Genomic DNA, 22,298 nt, shown 5'->3' with positions numbered 1-22,298 from the left:
TGGGCTTTCCTAGTGTCCGCCCCATTGTTATTTCCGGACACGATCATGACCGACGAAGACCGCATCAAACTCGAGCCCAGCTGGAAGCAGGCGCTCCGTGAAGAGTTCGACAAGCCCTACATGAGCGAGTTGCGAGAATTTCTGCGCCAGGAGCGTGCCGCCGGGAAAGAGATCTACCCGCCGGGCCCGCTGATCTTCAATGCCATGAACACCACGCCGCTGGATCAGGTGAAGGTGGTGATCATCGGCCAGGACCCCTACCACGGCCCCGGTCAGGCCCATGGCCTGTGCTTTTCGGTGCAGCCAGGTGTTCCGGCGCCACCGTCGCTGGTCAATATCTATAAGGAATTGCAGCGCGACCTGAATATCGACATTCCCCGGCACGGCTACTTGCAAAGCTGGGCCGAACAGGGCGTGTTGTTGCTCAACACCACCATGACCGTGGAACGCGGCATCGCCGCCTCACACGCCAATCGTGGCTGGCAGTTCTTTACCGATCGGATTATCGAGGTGGTCAGCGAGCGTCAGGACAAACTGGTGTTCCTGCTGTGGGGTGCCCATGCCCAGGGCAAGCAGAAGCTGATCGACGCGACCAAGCACCTGGTGTTGAAGTCGGTGCACCCGTCGCCGTTGTCGGCCTATCGCGGGTTTATCGGTTGCGGGCATTTCAGCCGGACCAACAAGTTCCTCGAGCAGAACGGCCTGGCGCCGATTCAGTGGGCCTTGCCGCCGCTCTGACGGTCTTGCCCACCCCCTGTAGGAGCGAGCTTGCTCACGATGGACGACCAGACACCACGGGGTATCAGACTACCCGCGTTATCGTTGACCACCATCGCGAGCAAGCTCGCTCCTACAGGGAGAAGTGACAGTTCGTCAGTTCTCAAGCATTCGCCAATGCGCGGCGCTGGGCCGAACGCTTGCGCCAGATCCGCAGCAGCGGCATCAGCAGCATGATCGCCGTCAGTGCCCAGACCCCCGCCGTGATCGGGCTCGACCAGAGAATTTCCAGCGCACCGTTGGAAATCGACAGCGCCCGGCGCAGGTTCGACTCCATCAATCCGCCGAGGATAAAGCCGAGCAATACCGGCGACAGCGGGAAATCCAGTTTGCGCAGGATATAGCCGAAGATACCGATGCCGACCATCAGGAACAGGTCGAAGGTGGTGGCATGGACGGCGTAGACCCCGATCGCGGTGATGATGGCGATCACCGGCACCAGCGCCCAGTTCGGCACGGCGAGGATGCGGGTGAAGATACGGATCATCGGGATATTGAGGATCACCAGCATGACGTTGGCGATAAACAATGACGCGATCAGGCCCCAGACGATGTCCGGCTGCTGCTGGAACAACAGCGGGCCGGGGGTGATGTTGTACAGCGACAGGGCGCCGATCATCACCGCCGTGGTCCCGGAACCGGGGACGCCGAGGGTCAACATCGGCACCAGGGCACCGCAGGCCGAGGCGCCGATGGCGGTTTCCGGTGCGGCGAGGCCACGTTTGTCACCTTGGCCGAAGGTGCCGCTGGCACCCGCCAGGCGTTTTTCCGTCATATAGGCCACGGCACTGGCCAGTGTCGCGCCGGCACCCGGCAACACGCCCATGATGAAACCCAGCAGGCCGCAACGGATATTCACCACGAACACCGAGGCGGCTTCCTTGAAGTTGAACATCATCCGCCCGGTAGCTTTCACCGCTTCCTGGCCGCGATGGGTCTTTTCCAGCAGCAGGAGGATTTCACTGATGGAAAACAGGCCCAGCACCAGCACCACGAACTGGATGCCGTCGGTGAGGTGGATATTGTCGCCGGTGAAACGGTACACACCGCTGTTGGCATCGATCCCGACACTCGACAGGAACAGGCCGATCAGCGCCGCGATAAAAGTCTTCAGCGGTCGGTCGCCGGCCATGCCGCCAAGGCAGACGATGGCAAAGACCATCAGCACGAAGTACTCCGCCGGACCGAAGGCAATCGCCCATTTCGCCAGCAACGGGGCGAACAGCACCATGCCGCAGGTGGCGATAAAGGCACCGATAAACGAGCTCCAGGCCGACAGCGACAGGGCTACGCCGGCCAGGCCCTGGCGGGCCATGGGGTAGCCGTCGAGGGTGGTCATCACGGTGGAGGCTTCGCCGGGGATATTGAGCAGGATCGAGCTGATCCGCCCGCCGTATTCGCAACCCAGGTACACCGCCGCCAGCAGGATCAGCGCCGACTCCGGCGGCAGGCCGAGGGCGAAGGCAATCGGGATCAGCAGCGCCACGCCGTTGATCGGGCCCAGGCCCGGGAGCAGGCCGACGACGGTGCCGATCAGGGTCCCGCACAGTGCGGTCACCAGGTTGTAGGGGCTCAGGGCGACGCCGAAGCCCTGGCCCAGATAGCCGAAAGTATCCATGTCAGTTCTCCAGTACGTCGAGCAATCCGAGGGGCAGCGGCACGTCCATGGCTTTATCGAACAGCAGATAAAGTCCGATGCTCATCAGGCTGATGATCAGCGCGCTCGGCAACCAGCGGCCGCCGTACAGGCGCGCCATGGGGATGCCCACCAGGATGCTGCTGAGGATGAAACCCAGGGATTCGAAGGTGGCGGCGAACGCCAGCAACAGCACCACGCAAACACCGATCTTGCGCAAGGTGGCAGGGTCCAGCGGCGGCTCTTCTTCGCTGTGCACAATGGGGGTGGGACGAAACAGCAGGTACAGCAAGCCCAGGCCCATCAGGCCGAGCATCAGTAGCGGGTAGGCGCGGGGGCCGACCGGTTCGTAGGAAAATGCGGCCTGATAGGGCCAGGCCATCAATGCCAGGCCGGCGCAGGCCAGCAGCAACACGACGGCAAACAGTCGTTGTAAAAGCATGGGACGAACTCCTGTGGCGCGCCCCTTTGCAGGGGCGCGAACGCTAGGCGCGGATGATCACTGGATCAGGCCGAATTCCTTGGCCAGCACCTTGTAGTCGGCGACCTGTTTCTTCACATAGGTGTCGAGCTCGGGGCCGGTCATGGCGAAAGGGAAGAGTTCGCGCTGGTCACGCAGCTTGGCGAAGTCTTCCGAGGCCAGGAGTTTGTCGAAGGCGGCTTTCCACCAGGCGTAGTCTTCGTCACTGACCTTTGGCCCCAGGTAGAAACCGCGCACCACCGGCCAGACAATGTCGTAGCCCTGTTCCTTGGCGGTGGGGATGTTCTTCATTTCCTCTTCGTCCAGGCGCTTTTCGGCGAACACCGCCAGCAGGCGCATATCGCCGCTCTGGATATGGGGCATGGAGTCGGAAATGTCGGTGCTGCCGACCTGGATATGTCCGCCCATCAGCGCGGTGACGATTTCACCGCCGCCTTCGAGGGCCACATAGCGCAGGTCACGCGGGTTGATCCCGGCGGCCTTGGCGATCAGCGCGGTCTGCATCCAGTCCTGGCTGCCGACGGTGCCGCCGGAGCCGATGACCACCTTGCTCGGGTCGGCCTTCAGCGCCTTGACCAGGTCGTCGAGGGTTTTATACGGCGAGTCGCTTTTCACCGCGATGGCCCCGTAGCTGGTGCCGACGGCCGCCAGCCAGCGCACCGCGCCTTCGTCGAAGCGGCCGAACTTGCCTTGCGCCAGGTTCAGCAGCGAACCGCTGGACCAGGCCACGAGGGTGCCGGCATCGGCCGGGCGCTGGGCGACCACGGCGTTGTAGGCCACGGCCCCGACGCCACCGGGCATGTAGGTGACACGCATGGGTTTGCTGAGGATCTTTTCGTTGACCAGGGCACTTTGCGCCAGCTTGCAGGTCAGGTCGAAACCACCGCCGGGGGAGGCCGGGGCAATGCATTCGGGGCGTTTGGGTTCGGCGGCGCAGAGGTGTCCGGCAAACAGCAGGCAGCCGGCGGCGAGGGCGAAGGTGCGCAATGGCAACATCATGGGTGACTCCATTATTGTTCTTATTCGAACGAAAACGCATCGAGGCGTTTTCGGGTTTCCAAGGACCTGCTCCGACGGTGGTCGTCACTGTCCGTGAGGGGACTCTAATGGGTCAACCTTTCACCAGGCTTTCAGCGCAAAAGGTCCGCTGAACTCGGCCGGCGATGGCTAGCGGCGCTTTGTTTATCCGGTAGACTCCCGGCCAAAAGGGCGTTTAAGTCAGCCCGGTCGAGGTAGGAAATCCATGCGCGTGCTTCTGGTCGAAGACCATCCCCAACTGGCTGAAAGTGTTGCCCAGGCGCTCAAGAGCGCGTGTTTGACCGTGGATGTGCTGCACGATGGGGTGGCCGCCGACCTGGCCTTGAGCAGCGAGGAATACGCCGTGGCGATCCTCGACGTGGGCCTGCCGCGCCTGGACGGTTTTGAAGTCCTGGCCCGTTTGCGCGCCCGCGGCAAGAACCTGCCGGTGCTGATGCTCACCGCGCGCAGTGATGTGAAGGACCGCGTCCATGGCCTGAACCTGGGGGCCGACGATTACCTGGCCAAGCCGTTCGAACTCACTGAGCTGGAAGCACGGGTCAAGGCGCTGCTGCGCCGTAGCGTGCTCGGCGGTGAGCGCCAGCAACGTTGTGGGCCGCTGGTCTACGACCTGGACACCCGGCGTTTCAGCCTCGGTGACGAACTGCTGACCCTGACTTCGCGCGAACAAGCGGTGCTCGAGGCACTGATTGCCCGACCGGGTCGGGTGATGAGCAAGGAGCAGTTGGCCGCGCAGGTCTTTGGCCTGGACGAGGAGGCCAGCGCCGATGCCATCGAGATCTACGTGCACCGCCTGCGCAAGAAGCTCGACGGCCAGGCGGTGGTCATCGTCACCTTCCGTGGCCTCGGCTATCTGCTGGAACACCGCGATGCATAAGGCCGGCAGCCTGCGTTGGCGGCTGCTGTGGAACCTGGCGTTGTTGCTGGTGGCATTGATGCTCGCCAGCGGCTGGAGCGCTTATTACAACGGTCGCGAAGCGGCGGATACGGCCTATGACCGTACCTTGCTGGCCTCGGCGCGGACCATCGCCGCCGGCCTCTCGCAACGCGACGGCAGCCTGAGCGCCAACGTGCCCTACGTGGCCCTGGACACCTTTGCCTATGACAGCGCCGGGCGGATCTACTACCAGGTCAACGACATCCACCAGCAGTTGATTTCCGGTTACGAAAACCTCCCCGCACCGCCGCCCGGCACGCCGCGCACCGATGACTATCCGGCGCTGGCGCGCTTCTACGACGGCCAATATCGCGGGCAGAACGTGCGGGTGGTGAGCCTGCTCAAGGCGGTCAGCGAGCCGAACATGAACGGCATGGCGGAAATCCGCGTGGCCGAAACCGATGAAGCCCGGGTCAACATGGCCCGTAGCCTGATGGCTGACACCCTGCTGCGCCTGGGAATGCTGGCGGGTGGCGCGTTGCTGCTGGTGGGCTTTGCCGTGAGCGCGGCCTTGCGTCCGTTGGAGCGTTTGCGTGCGGCGGTGGAAGAGCGCCAGCCGGACGATCTGCGGCCCTTGCCGCTGGTGGAGGTGCAGCATGAACTCTGGCCATTGGTGCGCTCGCTCAATCACTTCACCGAACGCCTGCGTCGGCAGTTCGAGCGCCAGGGGCAGTTTATCGCCGACGCCGCCCATGAACTGCGCACGCCGCTGGCGGCGCTCAAGGCGCGTCTTGAGCTGGGCTTGCGGGCGAACGAGCCGGCGATCTGGCGCGAGACCCTGGAAACCACGGCCCAGGGTACCGATCGCCTGACCCATCTGGCCAACCAGTTGCTGTCGCTGGCGCGGATCGAAAATGGCGCGCGGGCGATTGCCGAGGGCGGCGCGCAGTTGCTCGATCTCAGTCAGCTGGCGCGGGAGTTGGGCATGGCGATGGCGCCGCTGGCCCATGCGCGGGGTGTGGCGTTGGCGTTGGAGGCCGACGAGCCGGTGTGGTTGCGGGGTGAGCCGACCTTGCTCAACGAGTTGTTGAGCAACCTGGTGGACAACGCCCTGGCCCATACACCGTCCGGTGGCAATGTGATCCTGCGGGTCGGCTTGCCGGCGGTGCTGGAGGTCGAGGACGACGGGCCGGGGATTCCGTTGGAGGAGCGGGGACGGGTCTTCGAGCGTTTTTACCGGCGTCATCAGCAGGGCGTCGGTGCTGGGCTGGGTTTGGCGATTGTCGGCGAGATCTGTCGGGCGCATCTGGCGCAGATCAGTCTGCATGAGGCCCAGCCCCACGGTTTGAAGGTCCGTGTGAGCTTTATCGCCGGATCAGTCTAGCGGAACATCTCCCGCGCTTCGTTGAGCTGGTCACTGAGGGCGCTGCTCTGCGCATCCAGCCCCAGCTTGATAAAGGCTTTCAAATCACCCAGGGCGATTTGCCCGAAAGGATGCGCCGTGCCCTGATGGCAAAACACACTGGCGATCTGCACCAGGCCGATATAGTCGACGCCCTTGCTGTCACGCTCCAGGTTCAGGTATTGCCCGGGCAGCTTGGCGAGCATCTCCGGAAACTCCCAGACCTTCAGCAACTCGTCGCCGAGCAATGGGTGAATGCTGTCGATCACATGATCCAGGCTCAGCGGATCGGCGAGCAACTCATAGTGGTCCTCGGCATAGGTCAGGATCGGCAGAACGCCGATCTGGTGCACGAGCCCACCCAGCGCCGCCTGGTCCGGCTTGAGCAGGGTGAAGTTGCGGCACAGCACGTAGCAGACCCCGGCGATCTCCAGGCTCTTGCGCCAGACCTCGCGCATCTTCTGTTCCACCACCTCGGAGCGGGCATGGAAAATCTGCTCCATGACCAGGCCGATGGCCAGGTTGCTGCTGTAGTTGACGCCCAGCCGGGTGATAGCCGTGTGCAGGTCGGTAACTTCATGGCTGGCCCGCAGCAACGGGCTGTTGACCACCTTGATCAGGCGCGCCGACAAGGCAGTGTCGCCACCGATCACTTTGCTCAAGGTGCTGACACTGATCTCCGGATCTTCCGCCGCCTTGCGAATCTTCAGGGCCACTTCCGGGAGGGTCGGCAGAACCAGGTCATCGTTGTCGATGGCCTTGACCAAATCCCGTTGGACCTTTTCCGCCAGCTTGTTCATTTCAATTCTCTAGGGCGGTGCGTTTAACGCTGGATTTCGCTGTCGCGGTCCAGTTGATAGGGCAAGTCCAGTAATGTCAGGGCCGGACCTTGCAAGTCGCCCAGGTGCACATGACCTTCCTGCGCAGCTTCGGCTTGCAGAACGGCCAGGAGTTCAATGCCATTTTCCGCTCGGGCGGCGATCACCACTTCACCGATGGCGCTGCCATGGGAGGGAGCGAACAGCGTACTACCCGGTTCCGGCAGCTGGTCGGCCACCAGCGCCAGACGATAAAGGCGGCGCTTGAGCTTGCCCAGGTACTGCATGCGGGCGACGATTTCCTGCCCTGTATAGCAGCCTTTCTTGAAGCTTACGCCACCGACCGCCTGCAAATTGAGCATTTGTGGAATAAACAGTTCGCGGGTCTGCGGCATGACCTGGCCGATACCGGCACGCACCTGGCCGAGCAGCCAGGTGTTCAGATCGGCTTCGCGCAGTTGCGCGGCCAGATGCTCGCGCACCCGGGCGGCCTGATCCGCTGGAACCCAGAGTTCGCTGCGTCCCGGGGAAACCCGCAGGGCGATCAGATTGTCCGCGCGGACCACCGCGTCGGTCTCTGTCGGCAGCTCAAGACCCAGGCCGCGCAAGGCGGCGTCGCCGTCGCCGAGGCCGAAACGGACCCAGCCGGCGCTTTCGTCGGTGAGCTTGGATTTGGAGAACACCGCGTATTTTTTCAGGTCCGCCAGTTGCGGCTCCAGCAGCTCGCCGGTCATCGCCAGCAGCACGCCGTCACCTTCGAGCAGGATACGGAAGCTCGACTGCATGCGGCCTTTTTGCGTGCAGCGGGCACCGAGGCTGGCCCGCACGTCACTCAGGTAGTTGAGGTTGCAGGTCAGCTGGCCCTGGAGAAACTTGGCGGCGTCGGAGCCGCGGACGGCAAGAACGCCTTCGTGGGTCAGCGTGCAGAAAAAAGCGGAATCGGCCATGGGTCATCGCAGCGGAATAAAGGATGGGAGACATCATAGAGGGGCGCCTGGCAAATGGGTAGTTCACAACAGTGCCCGTGCCCCCGACCAAAGCCGACTGTCCGCACGCGCGCAGGGCTGTATACTTGCGCTCAAATTTGAGGAGCGCTCCATGGTCGAAGATGTAGAACTCAATCGCCTCTATTGGCACAGCCGGCGCGGCATGCTGGAGCTGGACGTGTTGCTGGTACCGTTCGTCAGGGAGGTGTACCCGCATCTGAGCCAGGCTGACCGCGACTGCTATCGCAACCTGCTCGAATGCGAGGACCAGGACATGTTCGGCTGGTTCATGGAGCGCTCCGAATCGGAAGATCCTGAGTTGCAGCGAATGGTTCGCATGATCCTGGATCGTGTCCAGCCCAAGTAATCTGTTCGAATGCCGCTGGCAGGCCTCACGGCTGCTGCCGGCGGTGTATCTCGGGGCCCTGGGCCTTTCGCTGGTTTCGCTTTGTCTGCTGGATATTCCGCGCTGGGCCAGTCTGTCCGGGGCTTTGCTGTGCCTGCTGCATGGCGCCTGGGTGTTGCCACGGCAGTTGCTGCTGAGCCATCCGTCGGCTTTTACCGGCTTGCGCCGTGACGAGCAGGGCTGGCAGCTGTGGAGCCAGGCCGCTGGCTGGCAGCCGGTGCAGTTGTGCCGCGACAGCCTGGCCCTGCCGTGGCTGGTGCTGTTGCGTTTTCGCCTGCCGGGCGAGCGCCGGGTCCGTGCGCTGTGTGTCCCCTGGGATGCGCAGGCGCCGGATGTGCATCGGTGCCTGCGCGTACGCCTGAAGTTCAGCCGACGTAGGTGGGCGGCACCAGGATAGTGTCCAGCGCCCCGGGCAGCAGGTCCGGGTAGTCGAGGGTGTAATGCAGGCCCCGGCTTTCCTTGCGTTCCATGGCTGAACGAATCATCAGTTCGGCGACCTGGGCCAGATTGCGCAACTCGATCAGGTCGCGGCTGACCTTGTAGTTGCTGTAGAACTCATCGATCTCGTCCAGCAGCAGGCGCACCCGATGTTGCGCCCGTTGCAGGCGCTTGTTGGTGCGCACGATGCCGACGTAGTCCCACATGAAGCGCCGCAGTTCGTCCCAGTTGTGCGCGATGATCACGTCCTCGTCGGAGTCGGTCACCTGGCTCGCATCCCAGCTCGGCAGGGCGGCCGGCACGGCGATCTGCGGCAGTTGCTGGAGAATGTCCGCCGCCGCCGAGCGGGCGTAGACGAAACATTCGAGCAGCGAGTTGCTGGCCATGCGGTTGGCGCCGTGCAGGCCGGTGAAGCTGGTCTCGCCGATGGCGTACAGGCCGGGCACATCGGTACGGCCCTGTTGGTCCACCAGCACGCCGCCACAGGTGTAGTGCGCGGCGGGGACCACGGGGATCGGGCCTTTGGTGATGTCGATGGAGAATTCCAGGCAGCGTTCGTACACCGTCGGGAAGTGCGCCTTGATAAAGGCTTCGGGCTTGTGGCTGATGTCCAGATAGACGCAGTCGATACCCAGGCGCTTCATCTCATGGTCGATGGCCCGGGCCACGATGTCCCGTGGCGCCAGTTCGGCCCGTGGATCGAAGCGCGGCATGAAGCGTTCGCCGTTGGGCAGCTTCAGGTGCGCGCCTTCGCCACGCAGGGCCTCGGTGATCAGAAAACTCTTGGCCTGGGGGTGATACAGGCAGGTGGGGTGGAACTGGTTGAACTCCAGGTTCGCCACCCGGCAGCCCGAGCGCCAGGCCATGGCGATGCCGTCGCCGCAGGCACCGTCGGGGTTGCTGGTATAGAGATAGACCTTGGCCGCGCCGCCCGAGGCGAGCACGGTGAAACGCGCGCCATAGGTGTCCACCTCGCCGGTGCCGCGGTCAAGCACGTAGGCCCCCAGGCAGCGGTCGCCGGCCAGGCCCAGGCGTTTTTCGGTGATCAGGTCGACGGCGACCCGTTGTTCCAGCAGCTCGATATTGGGCCGCCGGCGGGCTTGCTCCAGCAGGGTCTTGAAGATCGCCGCGCCGGTGGCGTCGGCGGCATGGATGATCCGTCGATGGCTATGGCCGCCCTCGCGGGTCAGGTGGAACTCGAAACCGCCGTCATCGGCACTGGCCTCTTCGTCGCGGGTAAACGGCACGCCCTGGTCGATCAGCCACTGGATGGCCTCGCGGCTGTGCTCGACGGTGAAGCGCACGGCGTCTTCGTGGCACAGGCCACCGCCGGCGTTGAGGGTGTCCTCGACGTGGGACTGCACGGTGTCGGTATCGTCGAGCACCGCGGCGACTCCGCCCTGGGCCCAGAAAGTCGAACCGTTGGCCAGGTTGCCTTTGCTCAGGACGGCAATGCGCAGATGGCTGGGCAGGGTGAGGGCCAGGCTCAGGCCGGCGGCACCGCTGCCAATCACCAGCACATCGTGTTGAAAATGTCGGCTCATCAGAAACATCCGAAAAAAGCGCCCGGGGGCAGTTGCCGGGCCCCGCCCGACAGCCCACTAGTATATGGCTGGGGGGAGCGGCACAATAGCCGGGCCTTTGTGGCATTGTGAAAGGGCTGTGGGCGCTGAGTGTGCGCCAGTCCATGCCGCCATGCATGCGCTTTTGCAGGGTAAGGCAATGATTTTTCAGCTATAACCAAGGCTCAGGCAGCCGTGGTCAGCACAGCCATTACAATGCCATTACTCGCAGGGGGTTCCGGGAACTTTTACGGGGCTCCGGGCTCCCATGCGGGGTGCCTGAAAGAAGGGGACAGCGTCGGCTTTATGCGAGGTGCCTGAGACGGCCTTCGCAAGCAGATTCGACGACCAGATTATTCACGCAGTCGGCGCTGGCCGTGCTGCGTTTTTCGTGTGTGTCCGTTCGGCGGGCCACAGGAAACTTGCTTGAAGGGGGAGAACTTTTGCCAGAAGCCCGAGTCTATGTTTGCAAGCCTGGTCAATTCGCGATGCACGCCTCCTTCAGGTCCTATGAGGAGTGTTCATGCTAACCCAGGAAGAGGATCAGCAGCTGGTCGAGCGCGTTCAACGCGGCGACAAGCGGGCATTTGATCTGCTGGTGCTGAAGTATCAGCACAAAATTCTCGGGTTGATCGTGCGATTCGTGCACGACACCCATGAAGCCCAGGACGTTGCACAGGAAGCCTTTATCAAAGCCTACCGTGCATTGGGCAATTTTCGCGGTGACAGTGCTTTTTACACCTGGCTCTACCGCATCGCCATCAACACGGCGAAGAACTACCTGGTGTCCCGCGGTCGCAGGCCACCGGACAGCGATGTGAGTTCAGAGGACGCGGAGTTCTACGACGGCGATCATGGCCTCAAGGACCTCGAGTCGCCGGAGCGTGCATTGTTGCGGGATGAGATCGAAGGCACCGTCCATCGGACCATCCAGCAATTGCCAGAAGATTTGCGTACGGCTTTAACTTTACGTGAATTCGACGGTCTGAGTTATGAGGACATTGCAGCCGTCATGCAGTGTCCGGTGGGCACCGTGCGCTCCCGGATTTTCCGCGCTCGGGAGGCCATCGATAAAGCCCTGCAGCCGTTGTTGCAGGAAACCTGAGACAGCGGCGACAGCCAAGAGAGGAACCGCCATGAGTCGTGAAGCCCTGCAGGAATCGCTGTCCGCGGTGATGGATAACGAAGCGGACGAACTGGAATTGCGTCGGGTGCTCAATGCCCTTGACGATGCCGAGACCCGTGCCACCTGGTCTCGTTACCAAATCGCCCGGGCAGTGATGCACAAGGAACTGTTGGACCCGCGCCTGGACCTGGCCTCGGCCGTTTCCGCGGCCCTGGCCGGCGAAGAAGTCCCGGCTAAAAACACTCGCGGTCCGTGGCGTACCCTCGGTCGCCTGGCCGTCGCGGCCTCGGTCACCCTGGCCGTACTGGCCGGTGTGCGTCTGTACAACCAGGATGACATTGTCGGTGCCCAACTGGCCCAGCAATCGAACCAGCCAGGCTTGGTTGCCCCTACGGCCAAGGGCCCGGCGGTGCTGGCCGGCTACACTGAAAGCAGCGACCAGTCGACCGGCCCGATGGCCAACGGCGTGCTGCAGCAAGGCCAGTCCGGCTGGCACGATCAGCGTTTGCCAGGCTATCTGCGCCAGCATGCGCAACAGGCCGCACTCAAGGGCTCTGAAAGCGCTCTGCCCTACGCCCGTGCCGCCAGCTTGGAAAACCGTTAAGGAGGATCATGCGCGCGCTACCTCTTCTAACGCTGGTGCTCAGTGGCTGGTGGGTTCTTCCAGCCCAGGCCGATGAGGCCCAGGACTGGTTGAACCGTCTTGGGCAAGCCGAGCAGCAGCAAAGCTTTCAGGGCACTTTCGTCTACGAGCGCAACGGTAGTTTTTCTACCCATGGCATCTGGCACCTGGTGCGCGATGGCAAGGTTCGTGAGCGTCTGATCCAGCTCGATGGCTCGGCACAAGAGGTTGTTCGCGTCGATGGTCATACCCAGTGCGTCAGTGGTGCGCTGGTGGCGGGGCTCGGCGATATGCCCGATTCCCATACCCGCTCCCTGGACACCCAGACCCTCAAGACCTGGTACGACATCGCCGTCGTCGGCAAGTCGCGGGTGGCCGGTCGTGCCGCCGTGGTGGTCTCGCTGACGCCGCGTGACCAGCATCGTTATGGTTTTGAACTGCATCTGGATCGTGAGACCGGCTTGCCCTTGAAGTCATTGTTGCTCAATGACAAGGGGCAGTTGCTGGAGCGTTTCCAGTTTACCGAATTGAATACCACCCAGCCTCCCGAGGAAAGCCAGGTACAGCCGAGTGCCGAGTGCAAGCCGGTGGTTCTGTTGACCAACCAGGCCCAGCCCAAGGTGCAGGCACTGGGAGCAGCGGTGGCCCAGTTGTGGCATTCGGACTGGCTGCCGCCGGGTTTCGAACTGGTCAGCAGCACGGCGCGGGTCGACCCGGCCACCAAGGTCGAGGTCAGCAGCTTGATGTATGACGACGGTCTGTCGCGTTTTTCGGTGTTCCTTGAGCCCCTCAACGGTGCCACGGTAACCGACGCCCGGGCCCAGTTGGGGCCGACGGTCGCGGTGTCGCGACACCTGACCACGCCGAGCGGCGACATCATGGTCACGGTGGTGGGTGAGATTCCCATCGGTACGGCCGAACGGATTGCTCTGTCCATGCGTTCCGGCAATGCGCAGGCCAAGCAGTGAGCTGCTGAATCATGAGGTCTGTGGGGGGCTGGTGCAGAAATGTTTGGTGATCAAATTCATTTGCAAATATCCCTGAATTTTCCTATAGGTCAGAGCCCCTCAGCTCTGGCCTTGTTTGCTGTTTCCGGTCCGAAAGTCCCGGTGTTTCATGCCTGGGGCTTGCAAGGGCCTATCGCTTAATCATGCTCGTTGTTCACGGGAGCCATATGTCGATACCACGCTTGAAGTCTTATCTGTCCATTGTCGCCACCGTCCTGGTGCTCGGCCAGGCGATGACCGCCCAGGCCGCTGACTTGCCCGACTTCACCGAACTGGTGGAGCAGGCTTCGCCGGCGGTGGTCAATATCAGCACCACCCAGAAACTGCCGGATCGCAAGGTTTCCGACATGCAGGGGCTAGAAGGCCTGCCGCCGGAAATCCAGCAATTCTTCCGCGGTTTCCCGCAGCCGCGCAGTCCGAAAGGTGGTGGCGGTGGCGGCGGTCGCCAACGTGAAGCCCAGTCCCTGGGATCGGGCTTCATCATCTCCAAGGACGGCTACATCCTGACCAACAACCATGTGGTCGCCGATGCCGACGAGATCGTGGTACGCCTGGCTGATCGCAGCGAGCTCAAAGCCAAGCTGGTGGGCACTGACCCACGTTCCGACGTGGCGCTGTTGAAGATCGACGGCAAGGACCTGCCGACCCTCAAACTCGGCAAGTCCAAGGACCTGAAAGCCGGTCAGTGGGTGGTGGCCATCGGTTCGCCGTTTGGCTTTGACCATACCGTGACCCAGGGCATCGTCAGCGCCGTGGGCCGCAGTCTGCCGAACGAGAACTATGTCCCGTTCATCCAGACCGACGTGCCGATCAACCCGGGTAACTCCGGTGGCCCGCTGTTCAACCTCAAGGGTGAAGTGGTCGGGATCAACTCGCAGATCTATACCCGCTCCGGTGGCTTCATGGGGGTTTCCTTCGCGATCCCGATCGACGTGGCCATGGACGTCTCGGACCAACTGAAGGCCGGTGGCAAGGTCAGCCGTGGCTGGTTGGGCGTGGTGATCCAGGAGGTCAACAAGGACCTGGCCGAGTCGTTCGGCCTGGATAAACCGGCCGGAGCCCTGGTCGCCCAGGTGCAGGACGGTGGTCCGGCGGCCAAGGGTGGCCTGCAGGTCGGTGACGTGATCCTCAGCCTGAACGGCCAGCCGATCGAGCTGTCGGCTGACCTGCCGCATCTGGTCGGCGCGTTGAAGGCCGGTGATAAGGCATCCCTGGAAGTGATTCGTGAAGGCAAGCGCAAGACCGTGGACCTGACGGTCGGTGCGATTCCGGACGAAGGCAAGGAAATGGATCTCGCCAAGGCCAACGGTGCCGAGCGCAGCAGCAACCGCCTGGGGATTTCCGTGGTCGAGCTGAGCGATGAGCAGAAGAAAGACAACGACCTCAAGGGGGGCGTGGTCATCAAGGATGTCCAGGACGGTCCCGCGGCCTTGATCGGCCTGCAACCGGGCGATGTGATCACCCACCTGAACAACCAGGCGATCACTAGCGCGGCGCAGTTCACCGACATTGCCAAGGCCCTGCCGAAGAATCGTTCGGTGTCCATGCGCGTACTGCGTCAGGGACGTGCCAGCTTCATTACCTTCAAATTGGCTGAATAAGCCCGACTGAAGTCGCTGTATGAAAAAGCCCGCCTCGAAACAGGCGGGCTTTTTTGCGCCGGTTTACTTGGAAGGTTTGGGCAGGCGGACCAACTGGCTGTTGGAGTAGATGTCGTGCCAGCTGCGCTTCTGCTTGTCGACCAGCGACCAGAGGAAGCCCAGGCCGAAGATCCAGGAGGCAATGGATACGATAAACCGTAGCAGCGCCTGCCAGAGACTGATGGCCGTACCGTCGGTGTTCTGTACGCGAATGCCCCAGACCTGCATGCCCAGGGTCTGGCCCTTGTAGGTCCAGAACTTGGCGAAAAAGCCGAACAGCACGAACAGCAGGATTGTCGACAGCAACGGATCGCCGTCCAGCGCCCCGGCGTCGGAGAGCTTGCGCAGTTGCTGTTCGCCGACGATCGCCATCTGCACCAGCTTGTAGATAAAAGCAGTGACGATCAGCAGCGCGGTGCACAGCAGGAAATCATAGAACATCGCGGCCAGGCGACGGCCCAGGCCGGCGGCGGGGAAATCACCCTGGGGGCTCAGCACGTGTTTTGACATGGTGGCTCTCTCCGTGAGGACTGAAAAAAGCCAGTTTACGAAATTGCGCCCATAAAAAAGCCCCTGATATCAATATCAGGGGCTTTTCATTGCAAGAAAACGGGCTCCCTGGGGATCAGGCTTCCGCTTGCACTTCATCAGCCTGCATGCCTTTCTGGCCCTGCACGGCGACGAAGGTCACTTTCTGGCCTTCTTTCAGGCTCTTGAAGCCGTTGCCCTGAATAGCGCGGAAATGGACGAACAGATCCGGACCGCTTTCTGGAGTGATAAAACCAAAACCTTTCTCGTCGTTAAACCACTTGACGGTACCGCTCTGACGTTGGGACATTTTCTTATTTCCTTGACGCTAAAATTAATGACAGTCCCTTTCATATGAAAGAGTACTGGGCTGGGTTGCAGGAAAGTAAGAGGCGTCGAACGGGTTGTAGCAAACTTCAGGCTACTGCCCAGGTCACGATTCCAAGCGACCCATGCAAACACAGTAGAGAAACTCTACGCCAACTCCGGGAGAAAAAACAAGCCCTGCGAAACCCCCAGGTTTATGGCTGTTTATGGGGGGTTGCAGGGCCTTGCAGGCGGTCGCTGGCCATCCACGTGGGTGGGCTTATTTTAGACTGTTATAACGCAAGTTCATTGACGCATATATGCACTGTTTTGTGGCGGTTGCGTGACAAGGTAGTGCACTGTTTCAACGTCGGCTTAGTTGTTACTGTAAGTATCAACAGGGGTATCGGCCCCTGTTGAAGACGCTGTATCAGCCCCTGTAGTAACGCTGTGGCACAAACGGCATTTTGCTCACCTTGAGCGGTACGCGCTTGCCGCGCACGATGGCCCAGACTTCGCTGTCCAGGGCGGCCTGCGAGCTGTCTACATAGCCCATGGCCAGAGGCGCACCGAGGGTCGGACCGAAGCCGCCGCTGCAGACATTGCCAATCACCTGGCCGTCCTGGTCGACGATTTCCGCGCCTTCGCGCACCGGTGTGCGTTCCTGCGGTAACAGGCCTACACGTTTGCGTGACACACCCTGTTGCTGCTGGGCAAAAACCGTCTCGGCACCGGGGAAGCCGCCGGCTCGTGCACCGTCGGCGCGGCGGACCTTGGAGATCGCCCAGAGCAGGCTGGCCTCGACCGGGGTGGTCTCGCTGTTCATGTCGTGCCCGTACAGGCACAGGCCGGCTTCCAGGCGCAGGGAATCGCGGGCGCCGAGGCCGATGGCCTCGACTTCGGTTTCGGCCAGCAGGCTGCGGGCCAGGGCTTCGGCGCTGGCCGCCGGGACGGAAATCTCGAAACCGTCTTCGCCGGTGTAGCCGGAGCGGCTGACGTAGCAGTCCACCCCCAGCAGGCGCACGCTGGCGAACTGCATAAAGGTCATTTTTGTCACTTCAGGGGCCAGGCGCGCCAGCACGCTGACCGCGGTCGGGCCTTGCAGGGCGAGCAGGGCGCGCTCCTCGAACAGGGGCACAACCTCGCACAGGTGGCCCAGGTGTTTTTGCAGGTGCGCCAGGTCCTGTTCCTTGCAGGCGGCGTTGACCACCAGGAACAGTTCGTCGTTACCCAGGTTGGCGACCATCAGGTCATCGAGGATGCCACCGGCTTCGTTGGTGAACATCGCATAACGCTGCATGCCCACCGGCAGGTCGATGATATCCACCGGTACTAGGGCTTCCAGGGCCTTGGCGGCAGCGGCGCCGACCAGGCGGATCTGGCCCATGTGCGAGACATCGAACAGCCCGGCTTTTTCACGGGTGTGCTGGTGTTCTTTCATCACGCCCAACGGGTATTGCACCGGCATGTCGTAGCCGGCGAACGGCACCATGCGCGCGCCGAGTTGCAGGTGCAGGGCGTGCAGCGGGGTTTGCTTCAGGGATTCGGTGGACATTGCAGCTCCTTAAATGGGGTGTGGAGGGGATGGCCAAAACCACTCCCCTTGAATGAGGGTCAGCACTCGATGATGTTGACGGCCAGACCGCCGCGCGCGGTCTCCTTGTATTTGCTTTTCATGTCGGCGCCGGTCTGGCGCATGGTGCGAATCACCTTGTCGAGGGAGACGAAGTGCTGGCCGTCGCCGCGCAGGGCCATGCGCACGGCGTTGATGGCTTTCACCGAGCCCATGGCGTTGCGTTCGATGCACGGCACTTGCACCAGGCCGCCGATGGGGTCGCAGGTCAGGCCGAGGTTGTGTTCCATGCCGATTTCAGCGGCGTTCTCCACCTGTTGCACGGTGCCGCCGAGCACTTCGCACAAGGCCCCGGCGGCCATCGAGCAGGCCACGCCGACTTCGCCCTGGCAGCCGACTTCGGCGCCGGAGATCGAGGCGTTTTCCTTGTAGAGAATGCCGATGGCGGCGGCTGTGAGAAGGAAACGCACCACGCCGTCTTCATTGGCACCGGCAATAAAGCGCATGTAGTAATGCAACACGGCGGGGACGATCCCGGCCGCACCGTTGGTGGGCGCGGTGACCACGCGACCGCCGTTGGCGTTTTCTTCATTGACCGCCAGGGCGTAGAGGTTGACCCAGTCCAGCACCGACAGCGCATCGCGCAACGCCGCTTCCGGGTGCTTGCACAGCTGGCGATGGAGTGCCGCGGCGCGCCGCTTGACCTTCAAGCCGCCGGGCAGGATGCCTTCATTGCGGCAACCGGCGTCGACGCAGTCCTGCATCACCTGCCAGATCTTCAGCAGGCCGGCGCGGGTTTCCGCCTCCGGGCGCCAGGCGCTTTCGTTGGTCAGCATCACCTGGCTGATGGACAGGCCGTAGGTGGTGCAATGGCCGAGCAGTTCCTTGGCGCTTTTGAACGGGAAGGTCTGCGGCGTGCTGTCCTCGACGATGCGGTCGGCGCCGGCGGCGTCTTCATCGACCACGAAACCGCCGCCCACCGAGTAATACTCGCGGCTGCGGATCTGGATGCCGGCGGCGTCGAAGGCGCGGAAGATCATGCCGTTGGGGTGATAGGCCAGGGGTTTCCTGATCATCGCCAGGTGCAGTTTTTCATTGAATTCGATGGAGTGTTCGCCGAGCAGATTCAGGCGGCCGTTACTGCGAATAGTGTGCAGGCGGGCGGCGACGGATTCTGTATCGACGGTATCCGGGTGTTCACCTTCCAGGCCCAGGAGCACGGCCTTGTCGCTGCCATGGCCTTTGCCGGTGGCGCCGAGGGAGCCGTACAGCTCGACTTTGACGCTGGTGGTCTGTGACAGCAGTTGCTCGCGCCGCAAACCCTCGACGAAACGCGCGGCTGCGCGCATCGGACCGACGGTGTGGGAGCTGGAGGGACCGATGCCGATCTTGAACAGGTCGAACACGCTCAGGGACATGGGATTCTCCGGGATCATTCTTATTATGGTGATGGACACGGTCTCCTGTAGGAGCCGGCTAGCCGGCTCCTACAGGAGGTCAGGCGTAGTTCTCGATCGACGGGCAGGCGCAGACCAGGTTGCGGTCGCCGAACACGTTGTCGACACGCCCCACCGGCGGCCAGTACTTGCCTTCGATCAAGGACTCCACCGGGTACACCGCCTGTTCGCGGCTGTACGGGTGGAACCACTCGCCGACGATTTCCGCCGCGGTGTGCGGGGCGTTCTTCAGCGGGTTGTCGTCCTTGTCCAGGCTGCCGTTTTCCACCGCGCGGATTTCTTCGCGGATGTGGATCATGGCGTCGCAGAAGCGGTCCAGTTCTTCCTTGGATTCGCTTTCGGTCGGCTCGATCATCAGGGTGCCGGCCACCGGGAACGACATGGTCGGGGCATGGAAACCGAAGTCGATCAGGCGCTTGGCGACGTCATCGACGCTGATGCCGCTGCTGTCCTTCAACGGACGCAGGTCGAGGATGCACTCGTGGGCCACCAGGCCGTTGCTGCCGCTGTAGAGCACCGGGTAGTGCTCTTCCAGGCGCCGGGCGATGTAGTTGGCATTGAGGATCGCCAACTGCGAGGCGCGCTTGAGGCCTTCGCCACCCATCATGCGGATATACATCCAGGTGATCGGCAGGATGCTTGCGCTGCCGAACGGCGCCGCGCAGACCGCGCCTTCCTTGCGCTCCATGGTGCCGTGACCCGGCAGGAACGGCGTCAGGTGCGACTTCACACCGATCGGGCCGACGCCCGGGCCGCCACCGCCGTGGGGAATGCAGAAGGTCTTGTGCAGGTTCAGGTGCGATACATCGCCGCCGAACTTGCCCGGGGCGCAGAGGCCGACCATGGCGTTCATGTTGGCGCCGTCGATATACACCTGGCCGCCGTTGTCATGAATGATGCCGCAGATTTCGCGGATACCTTCCTCGAACACACCGTGGGTCGACGGGTAGGTGATCATCAGCGCGGCGAGGTGCTCGCGGTGCTCGATCGCCTTGGCCCGCAGGTCTTCGATATCGACGTTACCGCGGGCATCGCAGGCGGTGACGATCACGCGCATGCCGGCCATGTTCGCCGTGGCCGGGTTGGTGCCGTGGGCTGACGACGGGATCAGGCAGATATCGCGGCGCTCGTCGCCACGGCTCTGGTGGTAGGCACGGATCGCCAGCAGGCCGGCGTATTCGCCCTGGGAACCGGCGTTCGGTTGCAGGGAAATCGCGTCGTAGCCGGTGGCGGCGCAGAGCATCGCTTCCAGCTCGTCGGTCAGTTGCTGGTAGCCGACGCTTTGCTCGGCCGGGGCGAACGGGTGCAGGGCACCGAATTCGGCCCAGGTCACCGGGATCATTTCGCTGGCGGCATTGAGCTTCATGGTGCAGGAGCCCAGCGGGATCATGGTGCGATCCAGGGCCAGGTCCTTGTCGGCCAGCTTGCGCAGGTAGCGCATCAGCTCGGTTTCCGAGTGATAACGGTTGAACACCGGGTGGCTGAGGATGGCCGACTGGCGCACCAGGGCTGCCGGGATACGGCTTTCGACCGACGCGGCCAGGACGTTGAAGTCCGGCACGGCTTTGCCGCCGGCCAGCAGTTTCCACAGGTTTTCGATATCGGCCTGGCTGGTGGTCTCGTCCAGGGACAGGCCCAGGCGCTGGGCATCCACGACGCGCAGGTTGATGCGCTGGGCGCGTGCCTGTTCGTGCAGGGCCGCGGTCTGGGCGCCGGTGTTGAGGGTCAGGGTGTCGAAGAAGTTGTCCTGCTCGACCGTCAGGCCCAGGGCGCTCAGGCCCTTGGCGAGGATCGCGGTGAAGCCGTGGATGCGCTGGGCAATCTGGATCAGGCCTTTTGGACCGTGATACACCGCGTACATGCTGGCGATGTTGGCCAGCAGGACCTGGGCGGTGCAGATGTTGCTGGTGGCTTTCTCGCGACGGATATGTTGCTCGCGGGTCTGCATGGCCAGGCGCAGGGCCGGCTTGCCGAAACGGTCCACCGAGACGCCGACCAGACGGCCGGGCATGTCGCGCTTGAACGCATCGCGGGTGGAGAAGTAGGCCGCGTGCGGGCCACCGAAGCCCAGCGGGACACCAAAGCGCTGGGCGCTGCCGATGGCCACGTCGGCACCGAACTCGCCCGGCGGGGTCAGCAGGGTCAGGGCCAGCAGGTCGGCGGCGACCGCCACCAGGGCGTTGGCCGCATGGAAACGCTCGGTCAGGGCGCGGTAGTCGAACAGATCACCGTTGCTCGCCGGGTATTGCAGCAAGGCGCCGAAGAACGGGCTGACGTCGGTCAGTTGGTGTTCATCGCCCACCACCACGTTGATGCCCAGGGGCTCGGCACGGGTGCGCAGGACGTCGAGGGTCTGCGGATGGCAGTGCACGGAGGCGAAGAAGGCGTTGCTGCCCTTGTTCTTGCTCAGGCGCTTGCAGAAGGTCATGGCTTCGGCGGCGGCGGTGGCTTCGTCGAGCAGCGAGGCGTTGGCGATCGGCAGGCCGCTGAGGTCGCTGATCAGGGTCTGGAAATTCAGCAGCGCTTCCAGGCGACCCTGGGAGATTTCCGGTTGGTACGGGGTGTAGGCGGTGTACCAGGCGGGGTTTTCCAGGAGGTTGCGCAGGATCGGCGACGGCGTATGGCAGTTGTAGTAGCCCTGGCCGATGTAGGTCTTGAACAGCTGGTTTTTCGCGGCGATGGCCTTGATCGACGCCAGGGCGTCGGCTTCGCTTTGCCCGGCCCCGAGGTCAAGGACGCTGGTGCCCTTGATGCTGTCGGGAATCACGCTGGCGCTGAGGGCTTGCAGGGAGTCGAAACCGAGGGTTTCGAGCATGGCCTGTTCATCTGCCTGGCGCGGGCCGATATGACGGGCGATAAATTCGTTGGCGGTGCTGAGATTGACAGTCATGACGATTCCTCAGGCGTTGGCTTTGATCAGTTGGTCGTAGGCATCCTGATCCAGCAGTCTAGCGACTGCCGAGGCATCGGTTGGGCGGAAGCGGAAAAACCAGCCTTCGCCCAGCGGATCTTCGTTGACCAGCTCGGGGCTGTCTTCCAGCGCCGGGTTGAATTCGAGCACTTCACCGTCCAGGGGCATGTACACGCCGCTGGCGGCCTTGACCGATTCCACGGTGGCGGCTTCGGCGCCTTTGTCGTACTGCTGCAGTTCCGGCAGTTGCACAAACACCACGTCGCCCAGGGCGTTTTGCGCGAAAGCCGTGATGCCGACCGTGACACTGCCATCGGCTTCGGTACGCAGCCATTCGTGGTCTTCAGTAAAACGCAACTCGCTCATGGAAACTCCTAAGGGGGCCAGACTCGTCGTCAGGTGGACGCAGGGGATGCGGGATCGACGTCCCGCTGAATGGGAGTTCCCATAGCAAGTTTGTGGCCAATACTGCCCGAGGCTTGTAAATCAAGGGTTTACGGATTTTTTACGCACACTGGATGGCCGCGGCTGTAGCGAAATCGCTACAGCTGGAGGGCAGAAAAAAAGCCTAACAGGATCAAAGCCTTGTGCAGTGGGGATTGGCTTGAAGTGTAGCGAAATCGTTCCGCTGTAGCGCTTTCAGTACAGATGGAGGTCGCTTTCAGGGCTGCCCGTGCGGCGTGCATAACTCAGACACGCCATAACCC

21 protein-coding genes are annotated in these 22,298 nt (G+C 62.7%); 9 read left to right on the top strand and 12 right to left on the bottom strand.

The window, feature by feature from the left end:
* Positions 1 to 45: 45 nt before the first annotated feature.
* Positions 46 to 738, top strand: a complete 693-nt coding sequence (gene ung, locus M5B42_RS14520) for a uracil-DNA glycosylase (RefSeq protein WP_152741321.1) — start codon at positions 46 to 48, stop codon at positions 736 to 738.
* 142 nt (positions 739 to 880) lie between these two features.
* On the opposite strand, the gene M5B42_RS14515 is transcribed toward ung, so the two are convergent.
* From M5B42_RS14515 to M5B42_RS14505, 3 genes are read right to left on the bottom strand one after another with little or no spacing between them, the layout of a single operon-like run.
* Complete coding sequence (locus M5B42_RS14515; RefSeq protein ID WP_103498283.1) at positions 881 to 2,395, bottom strand: tripartite tricarboxylate transporter permease; 1,515 nt, start codon at positions 2,393 to 2,395, stop codon at positions 881 to 883.
* A gap of 1 nt (position 2,396) precedes the next feature.
* Complete coding sequence (locus tag M5B42_RS14510; protein ID WP_152741320.1) at positions 2,397 to 2,855, bottom strand: tripartite tricarboxylate transporter TctB family protein; 459 nt, start codon at positions 2,853 to 2,855, stop codon at positions 2,397 to 2,399.
* 57 nt (positions 2,856 to 2,912) lie between these two features.
* A complete protein-coding gene (locus M5B42_RS14505) occupies positions 2,913 to 3,893 on the bottom strand; it encodes a tripartite tricarboxylate transporter substrate binding protein (RefSeq protein WP_103498285.1) in 981 nt (326 codons plus the stop codon).
* A 244-nt stretch (positions 3,894 to 4,137) separates the two neighbouring features.
* On the opposite strand from M5B42_RS14505, the gene M5B42_RS14500 reads away from it, so the two are divergent.
* On the top strand, positions 4,138 to 4,809 hold the full coding sequence (locus M5B42_RS14500; protein ID WP_248746255.1) for a response regulator: 672 nt from the start codon (positions 4,138 to 4,140) through the stop codon (positions 4,807 to 4,809).
* Complete coding sequence (locus M5B42_RS14495) at positions 4,802 to 6,193, top strand: sensor histidine kinase (RefSeq protein WP_152741319.1); 1,392 nt, start codon at positions 4,802 to 4,804, stop codon at positions 6,191 to 6,193. The genes M5B42_RS14500 and M5B42_RS14495 overlap by 8 nt, the downstream gene beginning before the upstream one ends.
* Here the strand turns inward: M5B42_RS14495 and M5B42_RS14490 are convergent.
* A complete protein-coding gene (locus M5B42_RS14490; RefSeq protein ID WP_103498288.1) occupies positions 6,190 to 7,011 on the bottom strand; it encodes an HDOD domain-containing protein in 822 nt (273 codons plus the stop codon). The two genes, M5B42_RS14495 and M5B42_RS14490, sit on opposite strands and share 4 nt — an antisense overlap.
* Positions 7,012 to 7,034: 23 nt before the next feature.
* Entirely contained in the window at positions 7,035 to 7,976 is a 942-nt protein-coding gene (locus tag M5B42_RS14485; protein ID WP_248746254.1) for a folate-binding protein YgfZ, read from the bottom strand.
* A gap of 151 nt (positions 7,977 to 8,127) precedes the next feature.
* Between M5B42_RS14485 and M5B42_RS14480 the strand changes: the two genes are divergently transcribed.
* Together M5B42_RS14480 and M5B42_RS14475 are read left to right on the top strand one after the other, a co-directional pair.
* Positions 8,128 to 8,382 carry a succinate dehydrogenase assembly factor 2 gene (locus M5B42_RS14480; RefSeq protein ID WP_100944438.1) on the top strand — a complete coding sequence of 85 codons (255 nt, stop codon included), beginning with the start codon at positions 8,128 to 8,130 and terminating at the stop codon, positions 8,380 to 8,382.
* A complete protein-coding gene (locus M5B42_RS14475) occupies positions 8,366 to 8,818 on the top strand; it encodes a protein YgfX (protein ID WP_248746253.1) in 453 nt (150 codons plus the stop codon). Before M5B42_RS14480 ends, M5B42_RS14475 begins: the two co-directional genes overlap by 17 nt.
* Here M5B42_RS14475 and nadB read toward each other — a convergent pair.
* On the bottom strand, positions 8,787 to 10,403 hold the full coding sequence (nadB, locus tag M5B42_RS14470) for an L-aspartate oxidase (protein WP_248746252.1): 1,617 nt from the start codon (positions 10,401 to 10,403) through the stop codon (positions 8,787 to 8,789). The genes M5B42_RS14475 and nadB overlap by 32 nt on opposite strands.
* Positions 10,404 to 10,944: 541 nt before the next feature.
* Here nadB and rpoE point away from each other — a divergent pair.
* The 4 genes from rpoE (at position 10,945) to M5B42_RS14450 (ending at position 14,777) form a co-directional block, all read left to right on the top strand.
* Positions 10,945 to 11,526, top strand: coding sequence for an RNA polymerase sigma factor RpoE (gene rpoE / locus M5B42_RS14465; RefSeq protein WP_017127586.1), 582 nt, complete (start codon positions 10,945 to 10,947; stop codon positions 11,524 to 11,526).
* Between the two features lie 31 nt (positions 11,527 to 11,557).
* Entirely contained in the window at positions 11,558 to 12,151 is a 594-nt protein-coding gene (locus M5B42_RS14460) for an RseA family anti-sigma factor (protein ID WP_103498292.1), read from the top strand.
* An 8-nt stretch (positions 12,152 to 12,159) separates the two neighbouring features.
* Entirely contained in the window at positions 12,160 to 13,137 is a 978-nt protein-coding gene (locus M5B42_RS14455) for a MucB/RseB C-terminal domain-containing protein (RefSeq protein WP_248746251.1), read from the top strand.
* 206 nt (positions 13,138 to 13,343) lie between these two features.
* Entirely contained in the window at positions 13,344 to 14,777 is a 1,434-nt protein-coding gene (locus tag M5B42_RS14450; RefSeq protein ID WP_247263209.1) for a DegQ family serine endoprotease, read from the top strand.
* 63 nt (positions 14,778 to 14,840) lie between these two features.
* Here M5B42_RS14450 and M5B42_RS14445 read toward each other — a convergent pair whose 3' ends face one another.
* The 6 genes from M5B42_RS14445 to gcvH all read right to left on the bottom strand — a co-directional run bounded on the left by M5B42_RS14445 (position 14,841) and on the right by gcvH (position 21,957).
* Positions 14,841 to 15,326, bottom strand: coding sequence for an RDD family protein (locus M5B42_RS14445; RefSeq protein WP_103494224.1), 486 nt, complete (start codon positions 15,324 to 15,326; stop codon positions 14,841 to 14,843).
* 115 nt (positions 15,327 to 15,441) lie between these two features.
* Entirely contained in the window at positions 15,442 to 15,654 is a 213-nt protein-coding gene (locus M5B42_RS14440; protein WP_003175786.1) for a cold shock domain-containing protein, read from the bottom strand.
* Positions 15,655 to 16,080: 426 nt separating this feature from the next.
* Positions 16,081 to 17,205 (bottom strand): glycine cleavage system aminomethyltransferase GcvT, encoded by a 1,125-nt coding sequence (gcvT, locus tag M5B42_RS14435; RefSeq protein ID WP_248746250.1) that lies wholly within the window; start codon positions 17,203 to 17,205, stop codon positions 16,081 to 16,083.
* A 59-nt stretch (positions 17,206 to 17,264) separates the two neighbouring features.
* Positions 17,265 to 18,641 carry an L-serine ammonia-lyase gene (locus M5B42_RS14430; RefSeq protein WP_248746249.1) on the bottom strand — a complete coding sequence of 459 codons (1,377 nt, stop codon included), beginning with the start codon at positions 18,639 to 18,641 and terminating at the stop codon, positions 17,265 to 17,267.
* A gap of 79 nt (positions 18,642 to 18,720) precedes the next feature.
* A complete protein-coding gene (gene gcvP, locus M5B42_RS14425; protein WP_248746248.1) occupies positions 18,721 to 21,570 on the bottom strand; it encodes an aminomethyl-transferring glycine dehydrogenase in 2,850 nt (949 codons plus the stop codon).
* Positions 21,571 to 21,579: 9 nt separating this feature from the next.
* Complete coding sequence (gene gcvH / locus M5B42_RS14420) at positions 21,580 to 21,957, bottom strand: glycine cleavage system protein GcvH (protein WP_152741312.1); 378 nt, start codon at positions 21,955 to 21,957, stop codon at positions 21,580 to 21,582.
* Between the last annotated feature and the right edge of the window lie 341 nt (positions 21,958 to 22,298).

Source organism: Pseudomonas sp. MWU12-2037 (genome assembly GCF_023242345.1).
GTDB classification, from domain to species: domain Bacteria; phylum Pseudomonadota; class Gammaproteobacteria; order Pseudomonadales; family Pseudomonadaceae; genus Aquipseudomonas; species Aquipseudomonas gingeri_D.
Note: the sequence above shows the minus strand (reverse complement) of the source record. Positions and strands in the feature narration are given on the sequence as shown.

Bases quoted from the DNA above. Each gene is read 5' to 3' on its own strand.
- ung (WP_152741321.1), top strand. From the start codon at position 46: ATGACCGACGAAGACCGCATCAAACTCGAGCCCAGCTGGAAGCAGGCG.
- M5B42_RS14515 (WP_103498283.1), bottom strand. From the start codon at position 2,395: ATGGATACTTTCGGCTATCTGGGCCAGGGCTTCGGCGTCGCCCTGAGC.
- M5B42_RS14510 (WP_152741320.1), bottom strand. From the start codon at position 2,855: ATGCTTTTACAACGACTGTTTGCCGTCGTGTTGCTGCTGGCCTGCGCC.
- M5B42_RS14505 (WP_103498285.1), bottom strand. From the start codon at position 3,893: ATGATGTTGCCATTGCGCACCTTCGCCCTCGCCGCCGGCTGCCTGCTG.
- M5B42_RS14500 (WP_248746255.1), top strand. From the start codon at position 4,138: ATGCGCGTGCTTCTGGTCGAAGACCATCCCCAACTGGCTGAAAGTGTT.
- M5B42_RS14495 (WP_152741319.1), top strand. From the start codon at position 4,802: ATGCATAAGGCCGGCAGCCTGCGTTGGCGGCTGCTGTGGAACCTGGCG.
- M5B42_RS14490 (WP_103498288.1), bottom strand. From the start codon at position 7,011: ATGAACAAGCTGGCGGAAAAGGTCCAACGGGATTTGGTCAAGGCCATC.
- M5B42_RS14485 (WP_248746254.1), bottom strand. From the start codon at position 7,976: ATGGCCGATTCCGCTTTTTTCTGCACGCTGACCCACGAAGGCGTTCTT.
- M5B42_RS14480 (WP_100944438.1), top strand. From the start codon at position 8,128: ATGGTCGAAGATGTAGAACTCAATCGCCTCTATTGGCACAGCCGGCGC.
- nadB (WP_248746252.1), bottom strand. From the start codon at position 10,403: ATGAGCCGACATTTTCAACACGATGTGCTGGTGATTGGCAGCGGTGCC.
- rpoE (WP_017127586.1), top strand. From the start codon at position 10,945: ATGCTAACCCAGGAAGAGGATCAGCAGCTGGTCGAGCGCGTTCAACGC.
- M5B42_RS14460 (WP_103498292.1), top strand. From the start codon at position 11,558: ATGAGTCGTGAAGCCCTGCAGGAATCGCTGTCCGCGGTGATGGATAAC.
- M5B42_RS14455 (WP_248746251.1), top strand. From the start codon at position 12,160: ATGCGCGCGCTACCTCTTCTAACGCTGGTGCTCAGTGGCTGGTGGGTT.
- M5B42_RS14450 (WP_247263209.1), top strand. From the start codon at position 13,344: ATGTCGATACCACGCTTGAAGTCTTATCTGTCCATTGTCGCCACCGTC.
- M5B42_RS14445 (WP_103494224.1), bottom strand. From the start codon at position 15,326: ATGTCAAAACACGTGCTGAGCCCCCAGGGTGATTTCCCCGCCGCCGGC.
- M5B42_RS14440 (WP_003175786.1), bottom strand. From the start codon at position 15,654: ATGTCCCAACGTCAGAGCGGTACCGTCAAGTGGTTTAACGACGAGAAA.
- gcvT (WP_248746250.1), bottom strand. From the start codon at position 17,205: ATGTCCACCGAATCCCTGAAGCAAACCCCGCTGCACGCCCTGCACCTG.
- M5B42_RS14430 (WP_248746249.1), bottom strand. From the start codon at position 18,641: ATGTCCCTGAGCGTGTTCGACCTGTTCAAGATCGGCATCGGTCCCTCC.
- gcvP (WP_248746248.1), bottom strand. From the start codon at position 21,570: ATGACTGTCAATCTCAGCACCGCCAACGAATTTATCGCCCGTCATATC.
- gcvH (WP_152741312.1), bottom strand. From the start codon at position 21,957: ATGAGCGAGTTGCGTTTTACTGAAGACCACGAATGGCTGCGTACCGAA.